Source organism: Magnetofaba australis IT-1 (assembly GCF_002109495.1).
GTDB lineage: Bacteria > Pseudomonadota > Magnetococcia > Magnetococcales > Magnetococcaceae > Magnetofaba > Magnetofaba australis.
The window spans coordinates 102,825-122,411 of sequence record NZ_LVJN01000021.1; the positions used below are offsets into that span (position 1 = coordinate 102,825).

The window sequence follows — 19,587 nt, forward strand, 5'->3', positions numbered from 1 at the left end:
GATCCAACCGTCACAGTATAACGGTATTATCCAAGCAGAGCCTTGGCCTTGGCCACCACGTTCTCCACAGTGAAGCCGTACTCTTCAGCGATCTTGCCGCCCGGCGCCGAAGCCCCGAAACGGTCGATGGCCAGCATCGAACCGCCATCGCCGATCCAGCGGCTCCAACCCATGGAGACGCCCATCTCGATGCCCAGACGCGCACGGCATTGAGACGGCAGCACGCTCTGCTGATAGGCCGCGTCCTGCTGCTCAAACAGTTCCCAACTGGGCAGCGACACCACCCGCGTAGCGGTTCCGCTGGCGTTGAGCTGCTTGGCCGCATCCAGCGCCAGCGGCACTTCACTGCCGGTGGCGATGAGGATCAGCGCCGGAACGCCGTCGCAATCGGCCTTCACATAGCCGCCGCGGGCCACGCCTGCGTCAACGCTCGCGCCGCCTTCCAAAATAGGCAGATTCTGGCGCGTGAGCAACAGACAGGAGGGTTTGGGATTCTCAATGGCCCACACCCACGCCGCGCGGGTCTCCTCGGCGTCGGCGGGCCGGAACACCGTCAGATTGGGGATGGCGCGCAAGCTGGCGGCGTGCTCCACCGGCTGGTGCGTGGGACCATCTTCGCCCACGCCGATGCTGTCATGGGTCAGCACATAGACCACATGGGTATCCATCAGCGCCGACAGGCGCATGGCCCCGCGCATGTAGTCGGCGAACACCAGGAAGGTGCCGCCGAACGGAATCAAACCGCCGTGCAGCGCCATGCCGTTGAGGGCCGCGCCCATGGCGTGTTCGCGAATGCCGAAGTGTAGGGTGCGCTCGGGGTATTTTTTCAGATCGGTGTTGTTGGAGGGCGCCAGGTCCGCCGAACCGCCGATCAAGTTGGGCAGCAGATCGGCCAGGGCGTTCAGGGTCGCGCCAGAGGCCGAGCGGGTGGCCAGGGCGGGTTTGCCGCCAAACTCCACGCTGGCCATGGCCGCTTTCCAACCCTCAGGCAGTTCACCGGCCATCTGCGCGCGGAACTGCTTGCCCTGCTCGGGATGGCGCACAACGTAGGCCTCCAACGCCGCTTCCCAACTGGCCTGAGCCTGCTTGCCGCTCTCCACCCCGGCGCGCCAGGTCTCCAGCGCCTCGGCGGGCACATGGAAACGCTCTTCGGGCCAGTTATAGAACTGACGGGTGCCCTCCATAGCTTCGCCTTTGAGGGGCGAGCCGTGCACCCCGGCGGTGTTGGCTTTGGGGCTGCCGTGTCCGATCTGGGTCTTGACGCAGATCAGCGAGGGGCGCTCCTCTTCAGCCTGGGCGGCGCGCACGGCGGCTTCAATGGCGTCCAGATCCTCGCCATTCTCCACCGTCTGCACATGCCACTCATAAGCTTCGAAACGGCGCTGCACGCTCTCGCTGAAGGCCACATCGGTGGAGCCCTCAATGGTGATGCCGTTGTCGTCATACAGGTAGATCAGTTTGCCCAGGCACAGATGCCCGGCCAGCGACGCCGCTTCCGAGGCCACGCCCTCCATCAGGTCGCCGTCGGAGACGATGGCGTAGGTGAAGTGGTCCATCACCGGCGGCACGTCGGACTGGTTGAAGCTCTCGGCGATGCGGCGCTCGGCCATGGCCATGCCGACGCCCATGGCCACGCCCTGACCCAGCGGGCCGGTGGTGGCTTCCACGCCGGGGGTGTGGCCATATTCGGGGTGGCCGGGGGTTTTGCTGCCCCACTGGCGGAAATCCTTCACATCCTGCAACGAGACGTCATAGCCGGACAGATGCAGCAGGCCATACAGCAGCGCCGAACCATGCCCGGCGGAGAGGATGAAGCGGTCGCGGTTGATCCAATTGGGATCGGTGGGATTGTGCTTCATGATGCGTCGCCACAGCACGTAGGCCATGGGGGCCGCGCCCAGGGGCAGACCCGGATGGCCGGAGTTGGCTTGCTCGATGGCGTCGATGGCGAGCATGCGCAAGGTGGTGATGGCGAGGCGATCCTGTTCAGGGCTCATGGCGGGCGTGGTCCTTCATAACCGCGCAAAATCTGGAATTTGGCGCGTTTTGTCGGGTGAAAGACGCTGGCTGCGCGCACACGGCCCAGGACGGCATTGGGAGAGCCCGGAACAGACGTAAAGACAACTCCGGGCGATGGGTATCGAGAAGACGCGCGCGCGTGGCGTCGATGATTTTTGCGCTCTTTTTGGCACAAGATGGGCCTGAAAACAAGTTGATTTGTGTGACCGCCTCTGCGCTGAGGGGCGCTGATCAGCCCAGTTTCATCAACCAACGCACCCATTTGCGCATGGTTGGCGAGTAGAGCGCGGAGGTGAACGCCGCGCCCGCCACACCCTTGTTAATCTCGCCCAGAGTCGGGTACGGGGCGATATATCCCGCCATGGCGCCGATCTTCATTTTCTGTGTAATGGCCAGAATCCACGGCTGAATCAGCTCTCCAGCATGGGGCCCGACCAGGGACGCGCCGAGGATGTGTCCGCGCTTGCCCAACACCACTTTGATCAGCCCCGCTGTGCGCCCTTCGGCGCGGGCGCGATCATTCTCCGCAAACGGTTTACGCAACACGCGATAGCTCTGACCTCTGGCGGCGGCTTCGGCCTCCGAGAGTCCCACATGGGCCAGTTCCGGGTCGCAATAGGTGACGCGGGGAATCGCCGCATCGGCCTTGGCGGGCAGGCGAAACAGGATATTGCGGATGACGATGCCCGCATGATAGCCCGCCGCATGGGTAAACAGCGGGCCATTGATCACATCGCCGATGGCGTAGATATGCGGCGCCGAAGTGCGCAAGCGCGCATCCACATGCACCCCGCGATGGGAGTGGGAGAGCCGCGCCTTCTCCAGCCCCAGCCCCTCCACATTGGGCGCGCGCCCTGTCGCCACCAGCAGATGCGAGCCTTGCAGGGTCGATGGCGCGCCGTTTTGGAGAATCTCCAGCTCCACCCCGCCGTGGGATTCCCGTGCGTGCTTTACCGTTACGCCCTCACGGATATCCACGCCTTCGGCGCGCAGCGCCTGACGCGCCACATCGACCAGCTCCGGATCCTCTTTGGGCAGTAGCCGGGAGCGAACCAACAGAGTGACCTCAGCGCCCAGGCGTCGATACGCCTGCGCCATCTCCACGCCGATGGGGCCGCCGCCGATCACCAACAGACGCGGCGTCGGCGCGGCGTTTTCGAACAGATTTTCATTGGTGAAATAGGGTGTTGCATCCAGCCCGGGAATAGCGGGAATAGCCGGTCGACTGCCGGTGGCGATAACAAAACGCCGTGCGCGAATCCGAATCTGGCCCGCCTGCACCGTCTGTTCATCCACAAAGCGCCCGGCCTGTTGAATCACCCGCACGCCCAGACTTTCAAATCGCTCCACCGAATCATGGGGCGCGATGGCGTCTATGGTCGCCCGCACATGATCCTGCACGCGCTGAGAATCGATGCCAAAGGTCGACGCCCCCAACACGCCGAAGCGCCCGGCGCGGCGCACCGACTCCGCCGCATGGGCCGCCGCCAGCAGCGCCTTGGAGGGCACGCAGCCGGTATTGAGGCAGTCGCCGCCCATGCGCCCCTTCTCCAGCAGCACCACATCGGCGCCCATCTGGCTCGCCCCCGCCGCCACCGACAGTCCGCCCGAGCCCGCGCCAATGACGCAGACATCACAGCTCCACTGTTCCGCCATCCCATCTCTCCTCAATCGAGCGCTTTCGCCTGTTAACTGGGGAGATATGCAAGAATGGCGCAGGATCTATGCAGTGGAAGCAAGATGGTTTCAAAAAGTGAGATATCGAAGGCGTTATCCTCGATATCATACACGACCCATGTATCCACTTTTGGATGCTTGCGATGATAAAAGCAAAACGGGTCAAATATTTGTCTGAGGAAGAGGCTAGAGTGCGGTTCAGACAACGGAGGACGCAGATGAACGACTATGGCGTACGCATCAATCGCGCGCTGAATTTCGCCCTGGAGAGAATCCCCGGACCGGTGAGTCTGACGGAAACGGCCCGCGTGGCCGCCTTTTCGCCCTACCACTTCCATCGGATTTTCTCCCGTTTGGTGGGCAAAAGCTTTGCGCGATTTCTGCGGCTGCGACGTCTGGAGTGGAGCGCGATGCAGTTGCTCACGGGCAATCGACGCATTCTCGATATCGCTCTGGACGCCCAGTTCGAAAGCCAGGAAGCGTTCACCCGCGCCTTCAAACGCGCCTACGGCGCCGCGCCTGCGCAGTTCCGACGCCACGACCGCGTCAAACGCATGCAGACGCCCGCCGCCATCCTGAACCCGCTTCTGCTGTGCAAAGGAGAGATCATGCAACCGGAAATCATTGAAAACGCATCATTGACGCTGTTGGGACTGCACAAAAGCCACCCCGAGCCCGATTTTCAACAGGCGCTGGAGCAATGGGCCGCGTTCCGCGCGCTGTGCGAGGGCGCGCACTGCGCGGGAGAGTCGTCCCTGTATGGAGTGTCGCTGGTGCCAGCGCAAATCCGCAAACAGGGCGACTGCGCGCAGCCATTTGAGTACATGACCGCCGTAGAGGCCACCGACGACAACACCAACGACGCCCCCGAGGGCCTGACGCGCATCACCCTGCCGCAGAGCCGGTATGCGGTCTATCGCTACCAGGGGCCGGTCTCCGGGTTCCAGTCCTTCATTATGAGCGTCTGGTCCCACTACCTGCCCGCCTCCGGCCTGCAACCGGCGCAAGCGCCGCAGTTGGAGGTATACAACCAGCAAGTGCAACTGGACTCGCCCGATAACGAAATGGCCTATTGGGTGCCCATCGTTTGATAGAATCACATTGAACATTTGCGACTTTGGGGATGAAAGATATCGAGGGCTCCGCCCTCGAGCTCCCAAGGTCAAAACCGTGGGGCTCTGCCCCACGCCCCGCTGGGGGCGCGGCCCCCAGACCCCGCCGCCGACCAGTCGGCGGCCCATAGTCAGCGCAAGCTCAAGCTACGTCACGCAAACACTTGGTCGTTCTGTGCAATTGTTGGGTTCGCTTGGCTTTACGCCAGCGCGCCGCCGCAGGAGGAGCCGCTCCCCGCCGTACAGCCCAAACAGTGGGCATCGGTGGCGATAGCGCGTCCGGGAAGCTGGGCGGGGTCAACCTCATCCAGCGCGCGGGGCGTGGCGGGCAGGTTCAACGCCAGATTGAAGTCGCAGTCGAACAGCGCCCCATCCCAGCGCACGCTCACCTGGTGTCGGCACATCAAACCCGCCACCGTGGCCGGGTTGAACGCCTGCTCCAACAAGCCCCAGTAGTCCGCCTCGCGCCCGCTGCGACGTAGTTCGGCGCGAAACCGCCCAATGGGCATATTGGCGATGGTCAATAAATTGCTAAACGTTACGTCATAACGATCATACAGCTCCCGTTTGTAGTCCGCCTCCAGCTTGGCCTGGGGCGGCGGCAGCGTCGGCCCACCCGGATTATAGACCAGATTCAGCACCCCGCCGCCATCCACGCCAAAGCCCATCTGGTTGAGATATTTCAATGCGCTAATGGAGTCGGAATACGCCCCGGCGCCGCGTTGGCGATCCACATTCTCCTGCAGATAACAGGGCATCGACCCCACCAGCCCCACACCCAAATCGCGGAAAGTGCGCGCCAGGGGCGTATAGTCGGGCAAGGTGTAGATGGTCAGGTTGCTGCGCACCTGCACAGCGATATCTCTGGCGCGCAACTCGCGCACAAACCGCGCGATGTGCGGATTCATCTCCGGCGCGCCGCCGGTGATGTCCACAAAACGGCAACCCGCGCGCTCGGCCAGCGCCAACACCTGCGCCATCACCGGCCAATCCATACTCTCGCGGCGCGTGGGCCCCGCCCCCACATGGCAGTGGGCGCACGCCATATTGCACGTCAGCCCCACATTGACCTGAATCATGCTCAGATCCGCCGCATGCAGAGCGCCCTCGGGCAGTTTGCGCAAAAAAGAGTTCATCCGCCCCCCTCATCTGCTGGCAAACCGCGCTTCTGCGCCGATCCATACGCCACGTCGACCGGGTATTTGCGCGCATTGAGCGCCATCTTCTCATGGGCGCATGTGAGCGGGTCCAACCCCAGTTTGTCCGCCAACATGGTCAGATAGATCAGCACGTCGCCAATCTCCTGGGCCACCGCCTCGCGCTGTTTGTCGGTCAATTCCCGGCTCTGCTCCACCGTCAGCCATTGGAATGGCTCCATCAACTCCGCGGCCTCACCGCACAGCGCCATGGCCAGATTCTTCGGTGTATGGAATTGCGCCCAATTGCGCTCTGTAGCGAATTGGCGCAGGGCGTCACGCAGTTGGGTGAGATCTTCCATGGCGCTCCTCTTGGGGATTATGAGGCGTACTGTTGCAAGCGGTCCAGCCAACGCACCGGCAGCAGGCGTTTGAGAATGGCGAAGCCGTAAGTCGGCGTGGTGACTGGATAGCGGATCTTCGGGCGCGGCGATTCCAACGCATGGATCACCCGCTGCAGCACCGCCTCGGGCCCCAGACGCCAGCGGTTGGGGGGTTCGTTGCCCAAACGCTCCAGTTCGCTTTTATAGATGTCGCGCCACACACTGCCTTCGATATCGATATGACGATGAAAGTGCGGCAGCGCCTTGGGACCGATTTCACTCTCAATGGGACCCGGCTCAATGAGGCTGACATGGATGCCGGTTCCGGCCAACTCCAGGCGCAGCGTATCGGAGAGCCCCTCCAGGGCGAATTTGCTGGCCACATAAGCCCCGCGATAGCGCAGGCCGACAAAGCCCAATACCGAACTGTTCTGAATGATGCGCCCCTGCCCCGCCGCGCGCATGGCGGGAATCACCCGCGTAGTCACCTCATGCTGACCGAACAGATTGGTTTCAAACTGTAATCTCAAAGCTTCGCGGCTCAGATCCTCCACGCAACCGGGCTGGGCGTAGGCGCCATTATTGAACAGTCCGTAGAGTCGTCCGCCGGTGCGCGACAGAATCTCCGTCACCGCCGTGTCAATGGAGGCGGAGTGGTCCAGATCCAGTTGCAGCGCCTCCAGCCCCTCAGCTTGCAGACGCGCCACATCCTCAACCTGACGCGCAGTGGCGAAGACGCGATAACCGCGCTTGTGTAAGCCATGGGCGACATGATAGCCGATGCCGCTGGAACAGCCGGTAATGAGCACAGGATGGTTGGAAAAGTCGCGCATTATACACCGTTATACATGCGTTATGTGATAACTGAAGATTTTGTTACGCCGTTGCGGTAATAACACGATCCCGTCGCGCATGATCCTGGGTGATGGACACCGCTGCAAAGCCCGCCTCCCGGCACAGATCGAAGATCGCTTCGCCCTGATCATAACCGATCTCCAGCGCCAGCAATCCACCGGACTTGAGCAGCGGTTTGGACGCCGGAATCAGCGCCCGATAGCACGCCAGGCCATCGGCGCCGCCATCCAGCGCGCCGCGTGGTTCGTGGTCGCGCACCTCCGGCTCCAGGGTCTCGATCACCGCGCTGGCGATGTAGGGCGGATTGGAGACGATCACATCAAACAGTTCGGATTGATCATTGAAAGGACTGAATAAATCTCCCTCAACGATCTCAGCGCGCGCGACCAGATCCAGTGCGTCCACATTGCTGCGCGCGCACGCCAACGCCTCGGCGGCGCGATCCACGCCCACCCCGGTGGCGTTGGGAAGCTCGTCAAGTAAAGCGCACAGAATCGCGCCGGAGCCCACCCCCACATCCAGGATGCGCAATGTCGCTTCGCGATCAGCAACGCCCTCCAAAATCCGCTCCACCAGGGTCTCAGTTTCCGGCCTGGGGATCAGCACGCCAGGGCCCACGCGAAACGTCAGACTCCAAAACTCACGCGATCCTAAAATATAGGCCACAGGTTCGCGAGATGCGCGTTTTTTGATGAGAACTTTGTAACGGTTAAGCTCGTCATCGTGTAACGGTCTATCCGGGTCCAGAAACAGGTCCAATCGGCGCAATTTCAGCGCATGGGCCAGCAGCAGCTCCGCATCCAGACGCGGATTGTCCACAATCCCCTGCTTGGTCAACCACTGGGTGGTCCACTGAATCAGGGTGCGAAATGTCCAGATTTCCGGCGTGCTAACGGTCATAAGGCAATCATGGGTTGGAGATGTGGGCGTTTCCCCGTATCCTGGCAAGGCTCTCAGAGCGCGTCCAGGGTTTGTGGCGCGCACATCGCCACAAGCGCCTGAGATAAAAGCCGCCCACACGGCCCCATCGCCCTGAAATCTTGATTCAGCCGCCCCCCATGGCGCCCAAGATCCAACTCATCATGCATGCACGCCGCCTCATTATCATTGTCGCACTCACCCTCTTCGCTTGCCTGACGGCGGCGTTTGGCGCTTGGCTTCAGACCCGCAACCTATTGATCAACCATGATCTTGTGTGGTGTCTGGAAATTGCGCGGGTGCTGACTTCCGGCGGACGTTATCTGCACGAAGCGCTGGAGGTGAATCCGCCACTATTCTTTCTGCTGATCAGTCCGTTTCAATGGCTCGCGACTCTGCTGCACCTGAGCGATTACGCCGCCGTGGCGCTGTGGATCAACCTGCTGGCGGTGGGGGCCGCGCTCGTGTGCTGGCCGCCGTTACGCGCGCTGATCCCCAATCGCGCCCTCACCATGATGGCTCTCCTGGGCATTGCGGCTGTGCTGATGGGTCACCCTGGTTACCATTTTGGTCAGCGCGAACAGCTTATCGCCACTCTCATCACACCGGGATTGTTCTGGTTGCCGTGGCGCCTGCATGACCCCACGCCCCTGACCTCCACTATGCGCATGGCGGGCGCCGCGGTGACCGTGCTGGCGGCGCTGGGGATTCTGATTAAACCCCACTATCTGCTCATGCCTCTGGCCGCGCTCATCGCTACCCTCATTCTGCGTCCCGAGCAGCGCGCCTTACGCCCCCTTTGGTTGGGTTGGCCTGGGGTGATGACAGTGGTTTGCGCAGCCTACGGATTCTTGATTACTGTTTTCTTTCCAGAATATTTCCAGATGGTTGGCGTGGCGTTGGATCTGTATGGCGGAATGGACGCCAGCGCCAACACCCTGCTCAGCGGGCCCATCCTCTCTTTTGTGGGGTATGCCGCGCTGCTGGCGTTCGGGGTGAGCATCGCCACCGGTTGGCGCGCCCAATACAGCCTGACCGCCTGGAGTTTGTGGAGCGCATGCGCCCTGGGCATGGCGGCGTTTGTGCTGCAAGGAAAAGGCTGGGCCTATCACACCTTGGCAGCGACCATCTGCATGGATCTGCTGACGGGCGCAGCCCTCATCGCCACTCTTACTACGTTACGACATAACGTGAAATCCGGGCGAACTCTGGTCTCGGCATTGATCATTGGCGGGGCTCTGTGGGCCAAGCCCATCACCGGCGGCTGGGCGGAGTATTTGGCGCTCTCTCCCAGCGATTGGCGCACACATCCTGGGGTGCGGCTGCTGCAAGTGGCGGCGCAGGGAGAGGGCGTCATGCTGGTCTCCAACAATCCCCGCCCGTGGACCTCGCAGACCGACGCGGCGGGCTCACGTTTGAGCCAACGCGGCTATCTGTGGATGCTGGCGGGCGCGCTGCAACTCATGGAGCAGGGCGACGCCGTCAAAGGCGACTATTATGCAAAGCGCATCCGCACATATTTTGCCGAAGATCTGCGCCGCTTCCGTCCACGCGTGTTGATTATCGGCGCCGGTCGCGATCTACAAAGCTATGCGAGCTTTCATGGCGGCTTCGTCGCATTTCTCGAGCAGGATCCCGAGGTCAAAGCGTTGATGCGGGACTATCCCCCGTTGCGCACCTTGCCTAACGGCGCACAGATCCGCTTGCGCCGCGACGCGCTGACCTCAGCGCCACCCCAGGAGCCCGCCACACCGCTCATTTTTCGCACCCTTGCCCCACCCCCCAGTCAGGAGACTGTGCAGCATGTCCGATGATCACTCCAGCGCCTCCCCCCACCCAACGCCTGAATTGTGGCTCAACACCAGCCGTCAACTGCGCCGTCATTGGATGCCGGAGAAGGCCAATCTGGCCCTGGAGCAGGCCTTGACCGCCCAGCCGCAAATTCTGCAAAGCGCACAATTTCGCGGCGCGCATCCGGCCGATCAGGCCAACCAACGGACCCCACAGCCGTTCATCGCGGTATCGTGTGAAAAGTGCGGCAGCCATCTGCTCTCAGACATGCTCCAAGCGCTCACGGGTCTTGCCTTCCACTGGCCCGACGACACCACGCTGCAACCGCTACAGAACGATCCCTATTTCACCCGCCCGGAGGGGAGTTTTTTGATCGGCCACTTCCCCGCGCACCCGGAGTGGACAGCGCGCCTCACTGCAGCCAATGTTCGTGTGGTGATGCTCTATCGCGACCCCCGCGACGCGCTGGTGTCGTTCTATCACCACTATATCGATGTGAACTGTTGGGGCGATCAGGGCAATTTGCTGGGGCGGTTCCTCGCCTCGCTGCCCAAAAGCGAGGCGCTCAATCTGATGATCACCGGATACACGCCGACTGCAGAACGCAGCGAGACCTGGACCGGTCTGCCCTCGCGCCAATGGCATTGGGTGCGCAATTGGATTGGCTCAGGATTGCCCTATCTGGCGCTGCGCTATGAGGATGTGATTACGGATAAAGCGGGAGCGTTGCAGCAATTGGGGGATTTTTTAGGCTATGCGCTCAACCCGGAACAGCGGCAAACCATTGTGGCGCAAACCGCTTTCGAGCAGTCCTCGGCCACCATGACGCGCAACAACTTGCCTGCCAGTTTTAAGCGCAAAGGGCGCGCCGGGGATTGGCGCAACCACTTCTCCCCCAGCAATACCCGGCTGTTTGAGCTGGTGGCGGGTGAGCAATTGCGGCAACTGGGGTACGCATAAGCGCGCCGCAGCACCGGCGGCGCGCCCCACTCGATCACTTCATTCCGGCTTTACGCGGCGCGCGCTCCATCACCGCTTTCACCACCAGCGGCCAGGCGATGGTGGCGTCGGTGAGCACCTCGGCGTAACGGCCGCCGTCGGATTCCGGCACAAACTTGCCCCAGCTCACCCCTTCCGAGTAGGTGCAGCCGGACAGACCACCCAGGTGCGACGGATCCGGGCAGATGCGCACGCCATATTGGAAGCGGATCGGCTCCACCTCTTTTTCGCCCAAGCGGTGGGCCATGATCTCCGCGTAAGGCCCCACCTGCTGGGCGTAGTTGCGCGGCACCCCGCCGCCGATGGTGAAGATGCCCAAACGCTTGGTCTGTTTGATCTGCTCCAGATAGAAGTCCAGATCCAGGAACGGATCATACGGCAGCGGCGCCAAGCCATTGCGCTGGCGACGGTGATTATTCACCGAGAAATCCAGACCCATCTCAGAGTCGGTAAAGGCGGGAATGAGAATCGGCACGTCGCGGGCGTAGGCGGCGGGCAGCGGTCCGCGCGCGCCGGGTTGGCTCTCCGCCAATTCACGCCCCACCAGTTGGGTCAGGCTACGGCTGCTGAGGACTTCGGGCAGATCGTTGCGACGCAGCACCCGCGACACCAGCTTCTCCGCCTCATCCAGATTGCTCTCCGGCTCCAGGGTGTCATACACCCGGTTGTAGCCGCGCTCGTAGAGGGTCTTGTCGTCCATCCCCTCGGCGTACTTATAGTGGTGACGCCCCTGGGTCTCCACCAGACCATGGGTCATCAACGCGCCGGTGGAGATGATGGCGTCCACATAGCCGCGTTCGATCATCTCCACAATGACCAGGCCCATTTTCGCCACCGTCATGGCCCCGGAGAGGGTCAACACGGTAAAGCAGTCGGGATCCCGCACCATGCTCTCCAGCACGCTGGCCGCCTGCCCCAGACGTCGGGCGCCAAAAGAGGCGTCGGCCATCGCCGCCAGCAGCTCGCTGACGCTGTCGATTTGCGCCAAATCCAGCGGTTTGACCGGTTTCAGATTGTCGGTTTCCGGGCTGTGGTAGTTGGATTGATCACGAACCTGCATGATGCGTCCCCTCGGAAATGGCAACGGCCAGACAGCGAACTGTCTGGCCGAAAATGGCGTTTAGATGGATTCCACTGCACACCCAAAAGCGTTACGGTGTGATGCTTTATTCAACACGTGCGCAGAGCGCTCAACCCTCTTTTTTCAGAGCCGCCAGCACGGTGGGGCTGGCGTTGTTGAGGCGCGCCACCAGCGCCAAGCGCTGTTGGCGGAACTTGGGCATCAGACTGCGCGGCAACGAGCGCGCCGAAGGCAGCTTGACCGACAGCGGATTGACCTGCACCCCACGCACGCGCACTTCATAGTGCAGATGCGGGCCGGTGGCTTTGCCGGTGGCGCCCACGTAACCAATCACTTGTCCCTGACGCACGCGAGAGCCGGGCTTGAGGTTGCGCGCATAGCGGCTCATGTGCGCATAGGCGGTGGTGTAGGTGGAGTTGTGACGGATCAGCACCAGATTGCCGAAGCCCCCTTTGTAGGCGCGATAGATCACGCGGCCATTGCCCGCAGCGCGAATGGGGGTGCCGGTGGGGGCGGCGTAATCGACGCCTTTGTGGGCGCGGGTAAAGCCAAGAATCGGGTGCTTGCGCGCTTTAGAGAAGCGCGAGGAGATGCGCGTGTAGTCCACCGGCGCGCGAATGAACATCTTCTGGACGTTGTTGCCCTTGCTGTCGTAGTAGCCGGTATCGCCGTTGCCATCAGTAAAGCGGAACGCTTCGAACACGTTGCCCTGGTTGACGAAGCGGGCGGCGACGATATCGCCATCGCGCACCTTTTTGCCGTCGTGGCGATACTCTTCATAGATGACGGTAAAACGGTCGCCGGCGCGAATGTCGCGGGCGAAGTCCACGTCCCACTCGAACAGACCGGCCAGCTTCACCGCCAGCGGCTGCGACAGACCAGCGCGGCGCGCGGCGATGAACAGCGAACCGTTGACGGTGCCGGAGACCGAGCGCATGCGCATATCCAGCTCCGGCTTGTCCAGCACGGCGCGGAAGCCGTCGCCATCCACCCGGCTGAGCACCAGAGAGCTGATTTTGGAGACCGGATAGGAGAGCTCCACCAGTTGGCCCTGCTTGTCGAACGCCAGTTGCAGGGTTTTGCCGGGCTTGAGCTTGCGCGCCAAGTCATACACGCTGCGCGCGGATTCCGCCACCGACAGCGCGGTGGGAGCAGTCACATCGGCGCGGGCCAGCACGGCGGCCAGATGGTCGCCGTTGCGTACGGTCTCTTCCACCAGACGCGCCACGGCGTGGTCGGCGGGCGGCGGGGTGAGCGCGCTGGCGGCGCGGCGTTTGGGGTCGTTCATGCGCGCGGCCAACATGCGCGCCTTGCGCGGCGACGGCGTGGCCGCCGGAATCGGACGGATCAGCGGATCCGGGGCCGAACGCGCAGTCCCGGCATCTGCGGTGACGGTTTGCGCTGGCCCATTCGCCGCCGCTTCAAGCGTCAGACGCATCATCCGCGCTGTAAAGCGTCCATCGTCGTTGCGGCGCACCGCCAGGGTTTTATCGTCGGTAACGGCGTAGAAGAACGCCTGCAGCTGGCCATCGGCGCTGTAGTGCGCCTCCAACGGTTTGCCGGGACGCAGACGCGTGGCGATATCGTAAACGGGTTTGCTGGCGCGGCTGATCTCGATGGCGGTCAGATAAGGGGCGTTCAGACGCTCCATCAGGCCGGAGAAGGAGTCGCCGGGGCGCACTTCGCCGCGCTCGCGTTTGAGCGCTGTTTGCAGCGGGTGGCCGACGGGGGCTTCATCGGGGGATTGCGAGAACTCCAGTTGCGGCTCGGCGCCCTGGGCGTAATCGGCTTCGCTATCGAGTAGGGTCTCCAGCGGCTGACCGCTGAGCAGGCTGACGCCATTGGCCTCTTCGGCGACGATTTGACCCGCGGTCTGTTGCGCCAGTTGGGTCATTTGCGCCGACGTGGTGATGCGCGGGGGGGCATTGCCGGTTTCGCCGCCGGTATTGGCGTCCAGCGCGCTATTGATGGCCAACGCCGACAGGAACAGCGCGGCTGCGGCCACCGAACGCACGATCAAACGGCGACGACGCACGGAGCTCACCGCCACCACGCGCGCGGCGACGCGGCTCACGCCGGGGCGCGAAGGCGAAGCGATGGCGTAGCCGGATTCCGAAATGGCGTTCAGCGTTTTCAGTTGTTTATTGCGTCCGGGAAACATGCGCACTCTATTTTTGCGTTCAAGGCGTTAACGGCTCAACTCTTTCCGGGTCCGCGACCTGATGAACGCTCCCAATGCAATTCTCGGTCCGTTTTTCTATTGGCGCGTCTTCCTGTCGCGCTCAGACCGGCTGCTCCTGGTCATCCAGGGCGCAGGCCTTGCCCCAGGCGCATAGCGCACGCACGCCTCGGGTTATGTTCAAAAACACGCAACTTTAGGTGGAAAATCGACTTTATGTCAAGCTTTATGAAGCGCCTGCGCGGCCCAAGAGCGCCATTCGGAGAGCGCGCGGGCGGCATACGCAGGTTTTCGCAGTTTTTTCGTCGTGGGTTCAGCCAGGGGTGGAAACAGGCCGAAGTTCACATTCATAGGCTGGAAGCCCCGACTCTCCGCCTGTTCCGTCAGGTGCGCCAGCAGCGCGCCATGGGCGGTGACAGGGGGCGGGGTGACGGAATCTTGACCCCGCAGGCGTCGAAAAACAAACACCCCCGCCAGCAAGCCTGTGGCGGCGGACTCCACATACCCCTCCACACCCGTTATTTGTCCGGCGAAGGTCAGCCGTGAATGCTCTTTGAGGGTCAGTTGCGGGGTCAAAACCGCCGGCGCATTGAGGAATGTATTGCGGTGAATCGCCCCCAAGCGGACGAACTCGGCGCCCTCCAAACCGGGAATAGCGGCAAAAATGCGCTTCTGTTCCGGCCAGGTAAGCTTGGTTTGGAACCCCACCATGTTCCATAGCGTAGCCTGTTTGTTGTCCTGGCGCAGCTGCACAATCGCATGGGATTTGCTCATCCCCGGATGGGGATTGGTCAACCCCACCGGCTTGAGCGGACCATGGCGCAGGGTCTCCGGTCCGCGCTCGGCCATCACCTCGATGGGCAGGCAGCCGTCGAAATAGGGCGTGTCGCGTTCGAACTCTTTGAACGCCACCTTCTCGCCATCCAGCAGCCCCTGCACAAAGGCGTCGTACTGGGCTTTATCCATGGGGCAGTTGATGTAGTCATCGCCGTCGCCCTTGTCATAGCGCGACTGCTTCCACGCTTTGGAGAAGTCGATGGAGTCATAGGCGACGATGGGCGCAATAGCGTCGAAAAAGGCCAGCCGCGGCCCCACCACCCCCTCCAACCACTGCGACAGCGGCTCCGAGGTGAGCGGGCCGGTGGCGATGATCACCTCCCCCTCCGTGGGGGGCTGATGCAGCTCCTCGTGGATCAGCGTGATGTTGGGGTGCGCCGCCAGCGCTTCGCTCACCCCTTGGGCGAAGGCGTCGCGATCCACCGCCAAAGCCCCGCCAGCGGGCACCTTGTGGCGGTCCGCCTGTTCAAGGATCAGACTACCCGCCTCGCGCATCTCCTGATGCAGCACGCCCACAGCATTGTTCTCATGGTCATCGGAGCGCAGGGAGTTGCTGCACACCAACTCGGCGCACCAGTCGGTCTGGTGGGCGGGCGAGCGTTTGTGCGGACGCATCTCATACAGCCGCACGGCCACGCCGCGCTGCGCCAGTTGCCAGGCGGCCTCGGAGCCGGCCAGACCAGCGCCAATGACGGTGACGAATTCAGACATGGGGCAAACCACTCCCAATTGTGCGCTTGACGGAAAAACCGCCATTAAACCACAGATGCCGCGCATTTGCGCGGCGCCGCAAGCAGCAATGGAAAGCGAACGACGGCTTTGTTATGCTGTGTAAACAAACGTCACAGACGTTTGGCGCGCCGCCCATCATTCAGTTGGATTGACGCCATGACCCCGCCGCAAAGCGATCAACACGCCGGACAGTCGGAAGCCGAACGCCTGGCGTTTATTCTCAACCATGTGGGCGCCTACGTCTTCGCCAAGGATCTGGATGGCCGCTACACTTACGCCAACGACATGGTGCTGCAACTGTTTGGTCTGCCACGCGAACAGGTGCTGGGGCAGAGCGACGAGCGCTTCTTTGACCTGAACGTCTCTGACGCCTTGCGCCAGCACGACCGGCGGGTGATGGAAAATGGCGAACGCATTGAGCGTGAAGAGCGCAATATCATCCAAAGCAGCGGCGAAGAGCGCGTTTACTGGAGTGTCAAACTCCCCATCCGCGACCCTGACGGCGCCATCATCGGCCTGTGCGGCGTCTCCACCGACATCACTGAGCGCCGTCGCGCCGAAGAGGCCTTGGCGCAACAGAAAGCCCTACTCAACACGGTATTGGAGAATATTGACGGCTACGTCTATATGAAGGACGCCCAGCGCCGCTATCTCTACGTCAACAGCAAGACCGCCGCGCTGTATCAAAAGACGCCTGAACAGATCATCGGCAAGCTCGATGAGGAGCTGCTCTCGCCGCAGGTGGCCGCAGAGTTCGCCCGTCTGGACAACATCGTGCTGCAACTGGGCAAAAAAACCGCTGGCGAAGAGAGCATCGCTGAAGCCGATGGGATCACGCGCCACTACTGGTCCATCAAGCTGCCATTGCTGGAGGGCGACGCCATTGAGGGACTGATCGGCATCTCCACCGACATCACCGAAGTGGTGACCCTGAAGAACAAGTTCCACGATATGGCGCGCCTGGACGCCCTCACCGGCGCGCTCAGTCGCGCCTTCTTCCTGGAGAAAGCGGAGACCGCGCTCAAAGCGGCGCAGCGGCGGCACAACACCTTGGCCCTGGCGGTGATCGATCTGGACCACTTCAAACAGATCAACGACGCCCACGGCCACCAGTTTGGCGACCGCTATCTCACCACCGCCGCCAGCGCGTTTCAGAACGCCCTGCGCGAGGGGGATTTCCTCGGCCGAATGGGCGGCGATGAGTTCCTCATCATTATTCAGGACGCCAACGCCACCCAGATGGCGCGCTCCCTGTCGCGCATCCACGCCGCCTTGAGCCGCATCACCCTCACCGCCCCCAATGGCGAGGAGCTGCGCATCAGCGCCAGCATCGGCGCGGCGCTCTCCTGGAGCGACTGCGATATCGACGCCCTCACCGCCCACGCCGACGCCGCCCTCTATCGCGCCAAAGCCGCCGGTCGCAACTGCTGGCGCGCCTATGACGCCGCCGAAGATGCCCGTCTTGATGGTTAGTTTGCGAAAAGATCGAAAAAATTGAAGCGTTAAGAGACTGGGGCTTCGCCCCAGACCCCACGCGGGCGCCGCCCGACACCCGCTTAAGGGTCATCGACCCTTAAGAATCCCGCCAAATCGCCTTTGGCGATTTGTCCCATGGATAGCGTGGGCTCAACCTCTTTCCCACACACATTTTTGCTTCGGCGCATCAGCGCTTAAGGCAAGCATGCCGCCCGGAAAAAACCACTGGAAGCGTTAAGAGACTGGGGCTTCGCCCCAGACCCCACGCGGGCGCCGCCCGACACCCGCTTAAGGGTCATCGACCCTTAAGAATCCCGCCAAATCGCCTTTGGCGATTTGTCCCAGAGATAGCGTGGGCTCAACCTCTTTCCCGCACACATTTTTGCTTCGGCGCAGGCCCTTTACGGCGTTTTGTTCTGGTACATCGGCGCCAGCAATCTGGCCGCCTCCAGCGACGTGGCGTCGCGGGTCTCCACCCGCGTCCAGTGGTTGGGGACCGCAATCAACCCCACCTCCTCGCCTATCCGATGGCCGCCCAACAGCACGTCGCGGCGCGTCAGCGTAAACAGTCCCACCAACTCCCGATAGGGCTTCTGCGATAGCGGATGGTCGCGGTTGAAGGAATCGGCAATGGTCTCATGGGCGCCGTCGCCGGCCCAAATTCGCCCGCGCAGCGGCTCGGCGCAGGCCACGCTCTCCAACCCAGGATTGTCGCGCAGAATCTCAAACGCCGCCTCGGGAATCGCCAACGGGCGGAACGGATGCAGCGGCTCCACAGTGCAGACCCACGCATACTGCGCCCCCGTCTGCGCCTCGTTGGCCAGCAGATTCTCCGCCAGCGCCGCATGCAGATCCTCCGCATGACGCTCCGGCAGGGTCAGATCGTCGCCTAGCGCGGCGGCGGCGGCGCTCATCACCGGGTCGTTGCAGGCGATGGAGACGGTCAACTTCAACTCCGCCAACGTCCCCACCGCGCGGGCGAAATCGATGCTGCGCGCCAGAGTGGAGCGGCCGTCGATGGGCTCCAGCAAGCACGGGTTGACGTCGGGGTCGGCGTGGAGCGGGATGATGGCCAGAACGCGGGTCATGGCGATGCTCCTTAGAGGTTGTCACGAATGTGGCGAATGGCCGCCACCACGCGGCGGGCGCGCCCTTCGTTGCGTCCCTGGTGGATGCCGTGGGCGTGGTAGACCCGCGCATGGGGCTCGTAGCGCACCTGATAGCCATCGGCCAGCATCAGCTTGGCCCAGGCGCGATCCTCCACCCCGCGAATCTCCTCATCGAAGGGGCGGATATCCCACAACGATTTGCGAATGGCGGAGTTGGCGTTGTGGAAGAAGTAGTCGTGGCTCTGGGTCTGGCGCTCTTCGCGGAAGGTGGTCCACAGATCGCGCGCATCCATGGCCGAGGTCTCCGGCAGCGGCTCCTGGCGTCCGTAAACGCCGCACAGCCGCCCGTCGGCGTCATCCTGAAAATGCGCCCACAGATAGGCCGACCACAGCTCATCCACCGGCACGCAGTGGGCGGAGATCATGCTCACCACTTCGTTTTTGCACGCTTCGATGCCCAGATTCAGCGCGCGGCCATAGCTGAAGTTCTCGCGGCTGATGGTGACCACTTTCACATCGAAGCTGCGGGCGATCTCCAGGGTGGCGTCGGTGGAGTCGTTATCGACGATGACGATGTCGTCCACCGGGGCCCGCTGCAGGGTCATCGCCTCCAGACAGCGGCCGATCCAGTGGGCTTCGTTGTGGGTGCGAATCACCGCGCTGATCATGACGCCACTCCCTTCTCCAGCAGCCCCAGATCCATCACGTGGCCAGCCTCCAGATCATAGGCGGCGGCGCGCCCCACCAGACTCGACTGCAGCGCCGCATCGGCGCCCAGACCATTGGCTTCAGTGGTCAAATGGGCGTCGGTGAGGAGTTCGCCCGCAGCCAGCGGCTGGCGCAGAATCAGGGTCTGACGGATGCCCCGGGCGTGGTCCAGCAGGGTGAGCAGACTTGGCGAGAGAATCAACGCGCTGGCCTCGGCCTGTTCGGCGATGAGGGCCGCCATCTGCTGTGGGGCGTCGCACCAGATCGCCAGCTTGAGTCCGCCGCGCAGTTGCAGATGACCGGCGCGCCAACTGGCCGCATCGATATTGACGTCAAAGCGCGCCGCCAGCTCGGCCTGCGGGGCGTCGCACTGCTCATCCCAGGGGCCATCTCCCGGCGCAGTGGGGTAGATCGCCTCCAGCGGCTCTGGCGCCAGCGCAGCGGCCTGCGCCGCACGGCGGGTGTGCAGTATGCGCAAAGGGGCGATGGGCGGAGCGGATTGGGTCATGGGATTGGATTCATGGCTGGCGCGCGCGGCGCTATGCGATCGGCTTGGCCAACGATTATCACACCCG

Annotated in this window: 16 protein-coding genes; 4 read left to right on the forward strand and 12 right to left on the reverse strand. The window is 62.7% G+C overall.

The annotated features are described in order from the left end of the window. Positions 1 to 26: 26 nt before the first annotated feature. Together tkt and MAIT1_RS19300 are read right to left on the reverse strand one after the other, a co-directional pair. Positions 27 to 1,997: a transketolase gene (gene tkt / locus MAIT1_RS19295; protein ID WP_085446458.1), complete on the reverse strand. Its 1,971-nt coding sequence runs from the start codon at positions 1,995 to 1,997 to the stop codon at positions 27 to 29. Positions 1,998 to 2,250: 253 nt separating this feature from the next. Then, complete coding sequence (locus MAIT1_RS19300; protein WP_085446460.1) at positions 2,251 to 3,675, reverse strand: dihydrolipoyl dehydrogenase family protein; 1,425 nt, start codon at positions 3,673 to 3,675, stop codon at positions 2,251 to 2,253. A 239-nt stretch (positions 3,676 to 3,914) separates the two neighbouring features. Here MAIT1_RS19300 and MAIT1_RS19305 point away from each other — a divergent pair, with 239 nt between their 5' ends. Further along, complete coding sequence (locus tag MAIT1_RS19305) at positions 3,915 to 4,787, forward strand: helix-turn-helix domain-containing protein (protein ID WP_158089630.1); 873 nt, start codon at positions 3,915 to 3,917, stop codon at positions 4,785 to 4,787. A 221-nt stretch (positions 4,788 to 5,008) separates the two neighbouring features. Here the strand turns inward: MAIT1_RS19305 and arsS are convergent, their stop codons facing one another. Genes arsS through prmC form a run of 4 tightly spaced genes read right to left on the reverse strand, consistent with a single transcriptional unit; the run spans position 5,009 to position 8,082 of the window. Continuing rightward, a complete protein-coding gene (gene arsS / locus MAIT1_RS19310; protein ID WP_085446464.1) occupies positions 5,009 to 5,944 on the reverse strand; it encodes an arsenosugar biosynthesis radical SAM (seleno)protein ArsS in 936 nt (311 codons plus the stop codon). Further along, the gene (locus tag MAIT1_RS19315) at positions 5,941 to 6,306 is read right to left on the reverse strand and encodes a nucleotide pyrophosphohydrolase (RefSeq protein WP_085446466.1); all 366 of its coding nucleotides are present in this window, start codon (positions 6,304 to 6,306) and stop codon (positions 5,941 to 5,943) included. The genes arsS and MAIT1_RS19315 overlap by 4 nt, the downstream gene beginning before the upstream one ends. A gap of 17 nt (positions 6,307 to 6,323) precedes the next feature. Continuing rightward, positions 6,324 to 7,160, reverse strand: a complete 837-nt coding sequence (locus MAIT1_RS19320) for an SDR family oxidoreductase (RefSeq protein WP_085446468.1) — start codon at positions 7,158 to 7,160, stop codon at positions 6,324 to 6,326. Positions 7,161 to 7,203: 43 nt separating this feature from the next. Further along, complete coding sequence (prmC, locus tag MAIT1_RS19325; RefSeq protein ID WP_085446470.1) at positions 7,204 to 8,082, reverse strand: peptide chain release factor N(5)-glutamine methyltransferase; 879 nt, start codon at positions 8,080 to 8,082, stop codon at positions 7,204 to 7,206. 158 nt (positions 8,083 to 8,240) lie between these two features. Here prmC and MAIT1_RS19330 point away from each other — a divergent pair, with 158 nt between their 5' ends. Together MAIT1_RS19330 and MAIT1_RS19335 are read left to right on the forward strand one after the other, a co-directional pair. Next, positions 8,241 to 9,914 carry a hypothetical protein gene (locus MAIT1_RS19330; RefSeq protein WP_085446472.1) on the forward strand — a complete coding sequence of 558 codons (1,674 nt, stop codon included), beginning with the start codon at positions 8,241 to 8,243 and terminating at the stop codon, positions 9,912 to 9,914. Next, complete coding sequence (locus MAIT1_RS19335; protein WP_085446474.1) at positions 9,904 to 10,851, forward strand: sulfotransferase domain-containing protein; 948 nt, start codon at positions 9,904 to 9,906, stop codon at positions 10,849 to 10,851. Before MAIT1_RS19330 ends, MAIT1_RS19335 begins: the two co-directional genes overlap by 11 nt. Before the next feature lie 34 nt (positions 10,852 to 10,885). Here MAIT1_RS19335 and MAIT1_RS19340 read toward each other — a convergent pair whose 3' ends face one another. From MAIT1_RS19340 to trmFO, 3 genes are all read right to left on the reverse strand, one after another. After that, complete coding sequence (locus MAIT1_RS19340; protein ID WP_085446476.1) at positions 10,886 to 11,950, reverse strand: deoxyhypusine synthase family protein; 1,065 nt, start codon at positions 11,948 to 11,950, stop codon at positions 10,886 to 10,888. Between the two features lie 130 nt (positions 11,951 to 12,080). Continuing rightward, positions 12,081 to 14,132, reverse strand: coding sequence for a peptidoglycan DD-metalloendopeptidase family protein (locus MAIT1_RS19345; protein WP_085446478.1), 2,052 nt, complete (start codon positions 14,130 to 14,132; stop codon positions 12,081 to 12,083). A 237-nt stretch (positions 14,133 to 14,369) separates the two neighbouring features. After that, positions 14,370 to 15,698, reverse strand: coding sequence for a methylenetetrahydrofolate--tRNA-(uracil(54)-C(5))-methyltransferase (FADH(2)-oxidizing) TrmFO (trmFO, locus tag MAIT1_RS19350; protein WP_085446480.1), 1,329 nt, complete (start codon positions 15,696 to 15,698; stop codon positions 14,370 to 14,372). Positions 15,699 to 15,875: 177 nt separating this feature from the next. Here trmFO and MAIT1_RS19355 point away from each other — a divergent pair, with 177 nt between their 5' ends. Next, positions 15,876 to 17,192, forward strand: a complete 1,317-nt coding sequence (locus MAIT1_RS19355; protein ID WP_085446482.1) for a PAS domain-containing protein — start codon at positions 15,876 to 15,878, stop codon at positions 17,190 to 17,192. 404 nt (positions 17,193 to 17,596) lie between these two features. Here the strand turns inward: MAIT1_RS19355 and MAIT1_RS19360 are convergent, their stop codons facing one another. The 3 genes from MAIT1_RS19360 to MAIT1_RS21940 are packed head-to-tail and all read right to left on the reverse strand — an operon-like array spanning position 17,597 to position 19,520. Then, the gene (locus MAIT1_RS19360) at positions 17,597 to 18,283 is read right to left on the reverse strand and encodes a hypothetical protein (protein ID WP_085446485.1); all 687 of its coding nucleotides are present in this window, start codon (positions 18,281 to 18,283) and stop codon (positions 17,597 to 17,599) included. 11 nt (positions 18,284 to 18,294) lie between these two features. Further along, complete coding sequence (locus MAIT1_RS19365; RefSeq protein WP_085446487.1) at positions 18,295 to 18,972, reverse strand: glycosyltransferase family 2 protein; 678 nt, start codon at positions 18,970 to 18,972, stop codon at positions 18,295 to 18,297. Next, a complete protein-coding gene (locus tag MAIT1_RS21940; RefSeq protein WP_158089631.1) occupies positions 18,969 to 19,520 on the reverse strand; it encodes a hypothetical protein in 552 nt (183 codons plus the stop codon). The genes MAIT1_RS19365 and MAIT1_RS21940 overlap by 4 nt, the downstream gene beginning before the upstream one ends. Positions 19,521 to 19,587: the final 67 nt, after the last annotated feature.

What these genes read in the sequence shown, in the direction of transcription:
- arsS (WP_085446464.1), bottom strand. Translation starts at nt 5,944, where the DNA reads ATGAACTCTTTTTTGCGCAAACTGCCCGAGGGCGCTCTGCATGCGGCG.
- MAIT1_RS19300 (WP_085446460.1), bottom strand. Translation starts at nt 3,675, where the DNA reads ATGGCGGAACAGTGGAGCTGTGATGTCTGCGTCATTGGCGCGGGCTCG.
- MAIT1_RS21940 (WP_158089631.1), bottom strand. Translation starts at nt 19,520, where the DNA reads ATGACCCAATCCGCTCCGCCCATCGCCCCTTTGCGCATACTGCACACC.
- MAIT1_RS19360 (WP_085446485.1), bottom strand. Translation starts at nt 18,283, where the DNA reads ATGACCCGCGTTCTGGCCATCATCCCGCTCCACGCCGACCCCGACGTC.
- MAIT1_RS19305 (WP_158089630.1), top strand. Translation starts at nt 3,915, where the DNA reads ATGAACGACTATGGCGTACGCATCAATCGCGCGCTGAATTTCGCCCTG.
- MAIT1_RS19315 (WP_085446466.1), bottom strand. Translation starts at nt 6,306, where the DNA reads ATGGAAGATCTCACCCAACTGCGTGACGCCCTGCGCCAATTCGCTACA.
- MAIT1_RS19335 (WP_085446474.1), top strand. Translation starts at nt 9,904, where the DNA reads ATGTCCGATGATCACTCCAGCGCCTCCCCCCACCCAACGCCTGAATTG.
- MAIT1_RS19340 (WP_085446476.1), bottom strand. Translation starts at nt 11,950, where the DNA reads ATGCAGGTTCGTGATCAATCCAACTACCACAGCCCGGAAACCGACAAT.
- prmC (WP_085446470.1), bottom strand. Translation starts at nt 8,082, where the DNA reads ATGACCGTTAGCACGCCGGAAATCTGGACATTTCGCACCCTGATTCAG.
- MAIT1_RS19320 (WP_085446468.1), bottom strand. Translation starts at nt 7,160, where the DNA reads ATGCGCGACTTTTCCAACCATCCTGTGCTCATTACCGGCTGTTCCAGC.
- MAIT1_RS19330 (WP_085446472.1), top strand. Translation starts at nt 8,241, where the DNA reads ATGGCGCCCAAGATCCAACTCATCATGCATGCACGCCGCCTCATTATC.
- trmFO (WP_085446480.1), bottom strand. Translation starts at nt 15,698, where the DNA reads ATGTCTGAATTCGTCACCGTCATTGGCGCTGGTCTGGCCGGCTCCGAG.
- MAIT1_RS19355 (WP_085446482.1), top strand. Translation starts at nt 15,876, where the DNA reads ATGACCCCGCCGCAAAGCGATCAACACGCCGGACAGTCGGAAGCCGAA.
- tkt (WP_085446458.1), bottom strand. Translation starts at nt 1,997, where the DNA reads ATGAGCCCTGAACAGGATCGCCTCGCCATCACCACCTTGCGCATGCTC.
- MAIT1_RS19345 (WP_085446478.1), bottom strand. Translation starts at nt 14,132, where the DNA reads ATGTTTCCCGGACGCAATAAACAACTGAAAACGCTGAACGCCATTTCG.
- MAIT1_RS19365 (WP_085446487.1), bottom strand. Translation starts at nt 18,972, where the DNA reads ATGATCAGCGCGGTGATTCGCACCCACAACGAAGCCCACTGGATCGGC.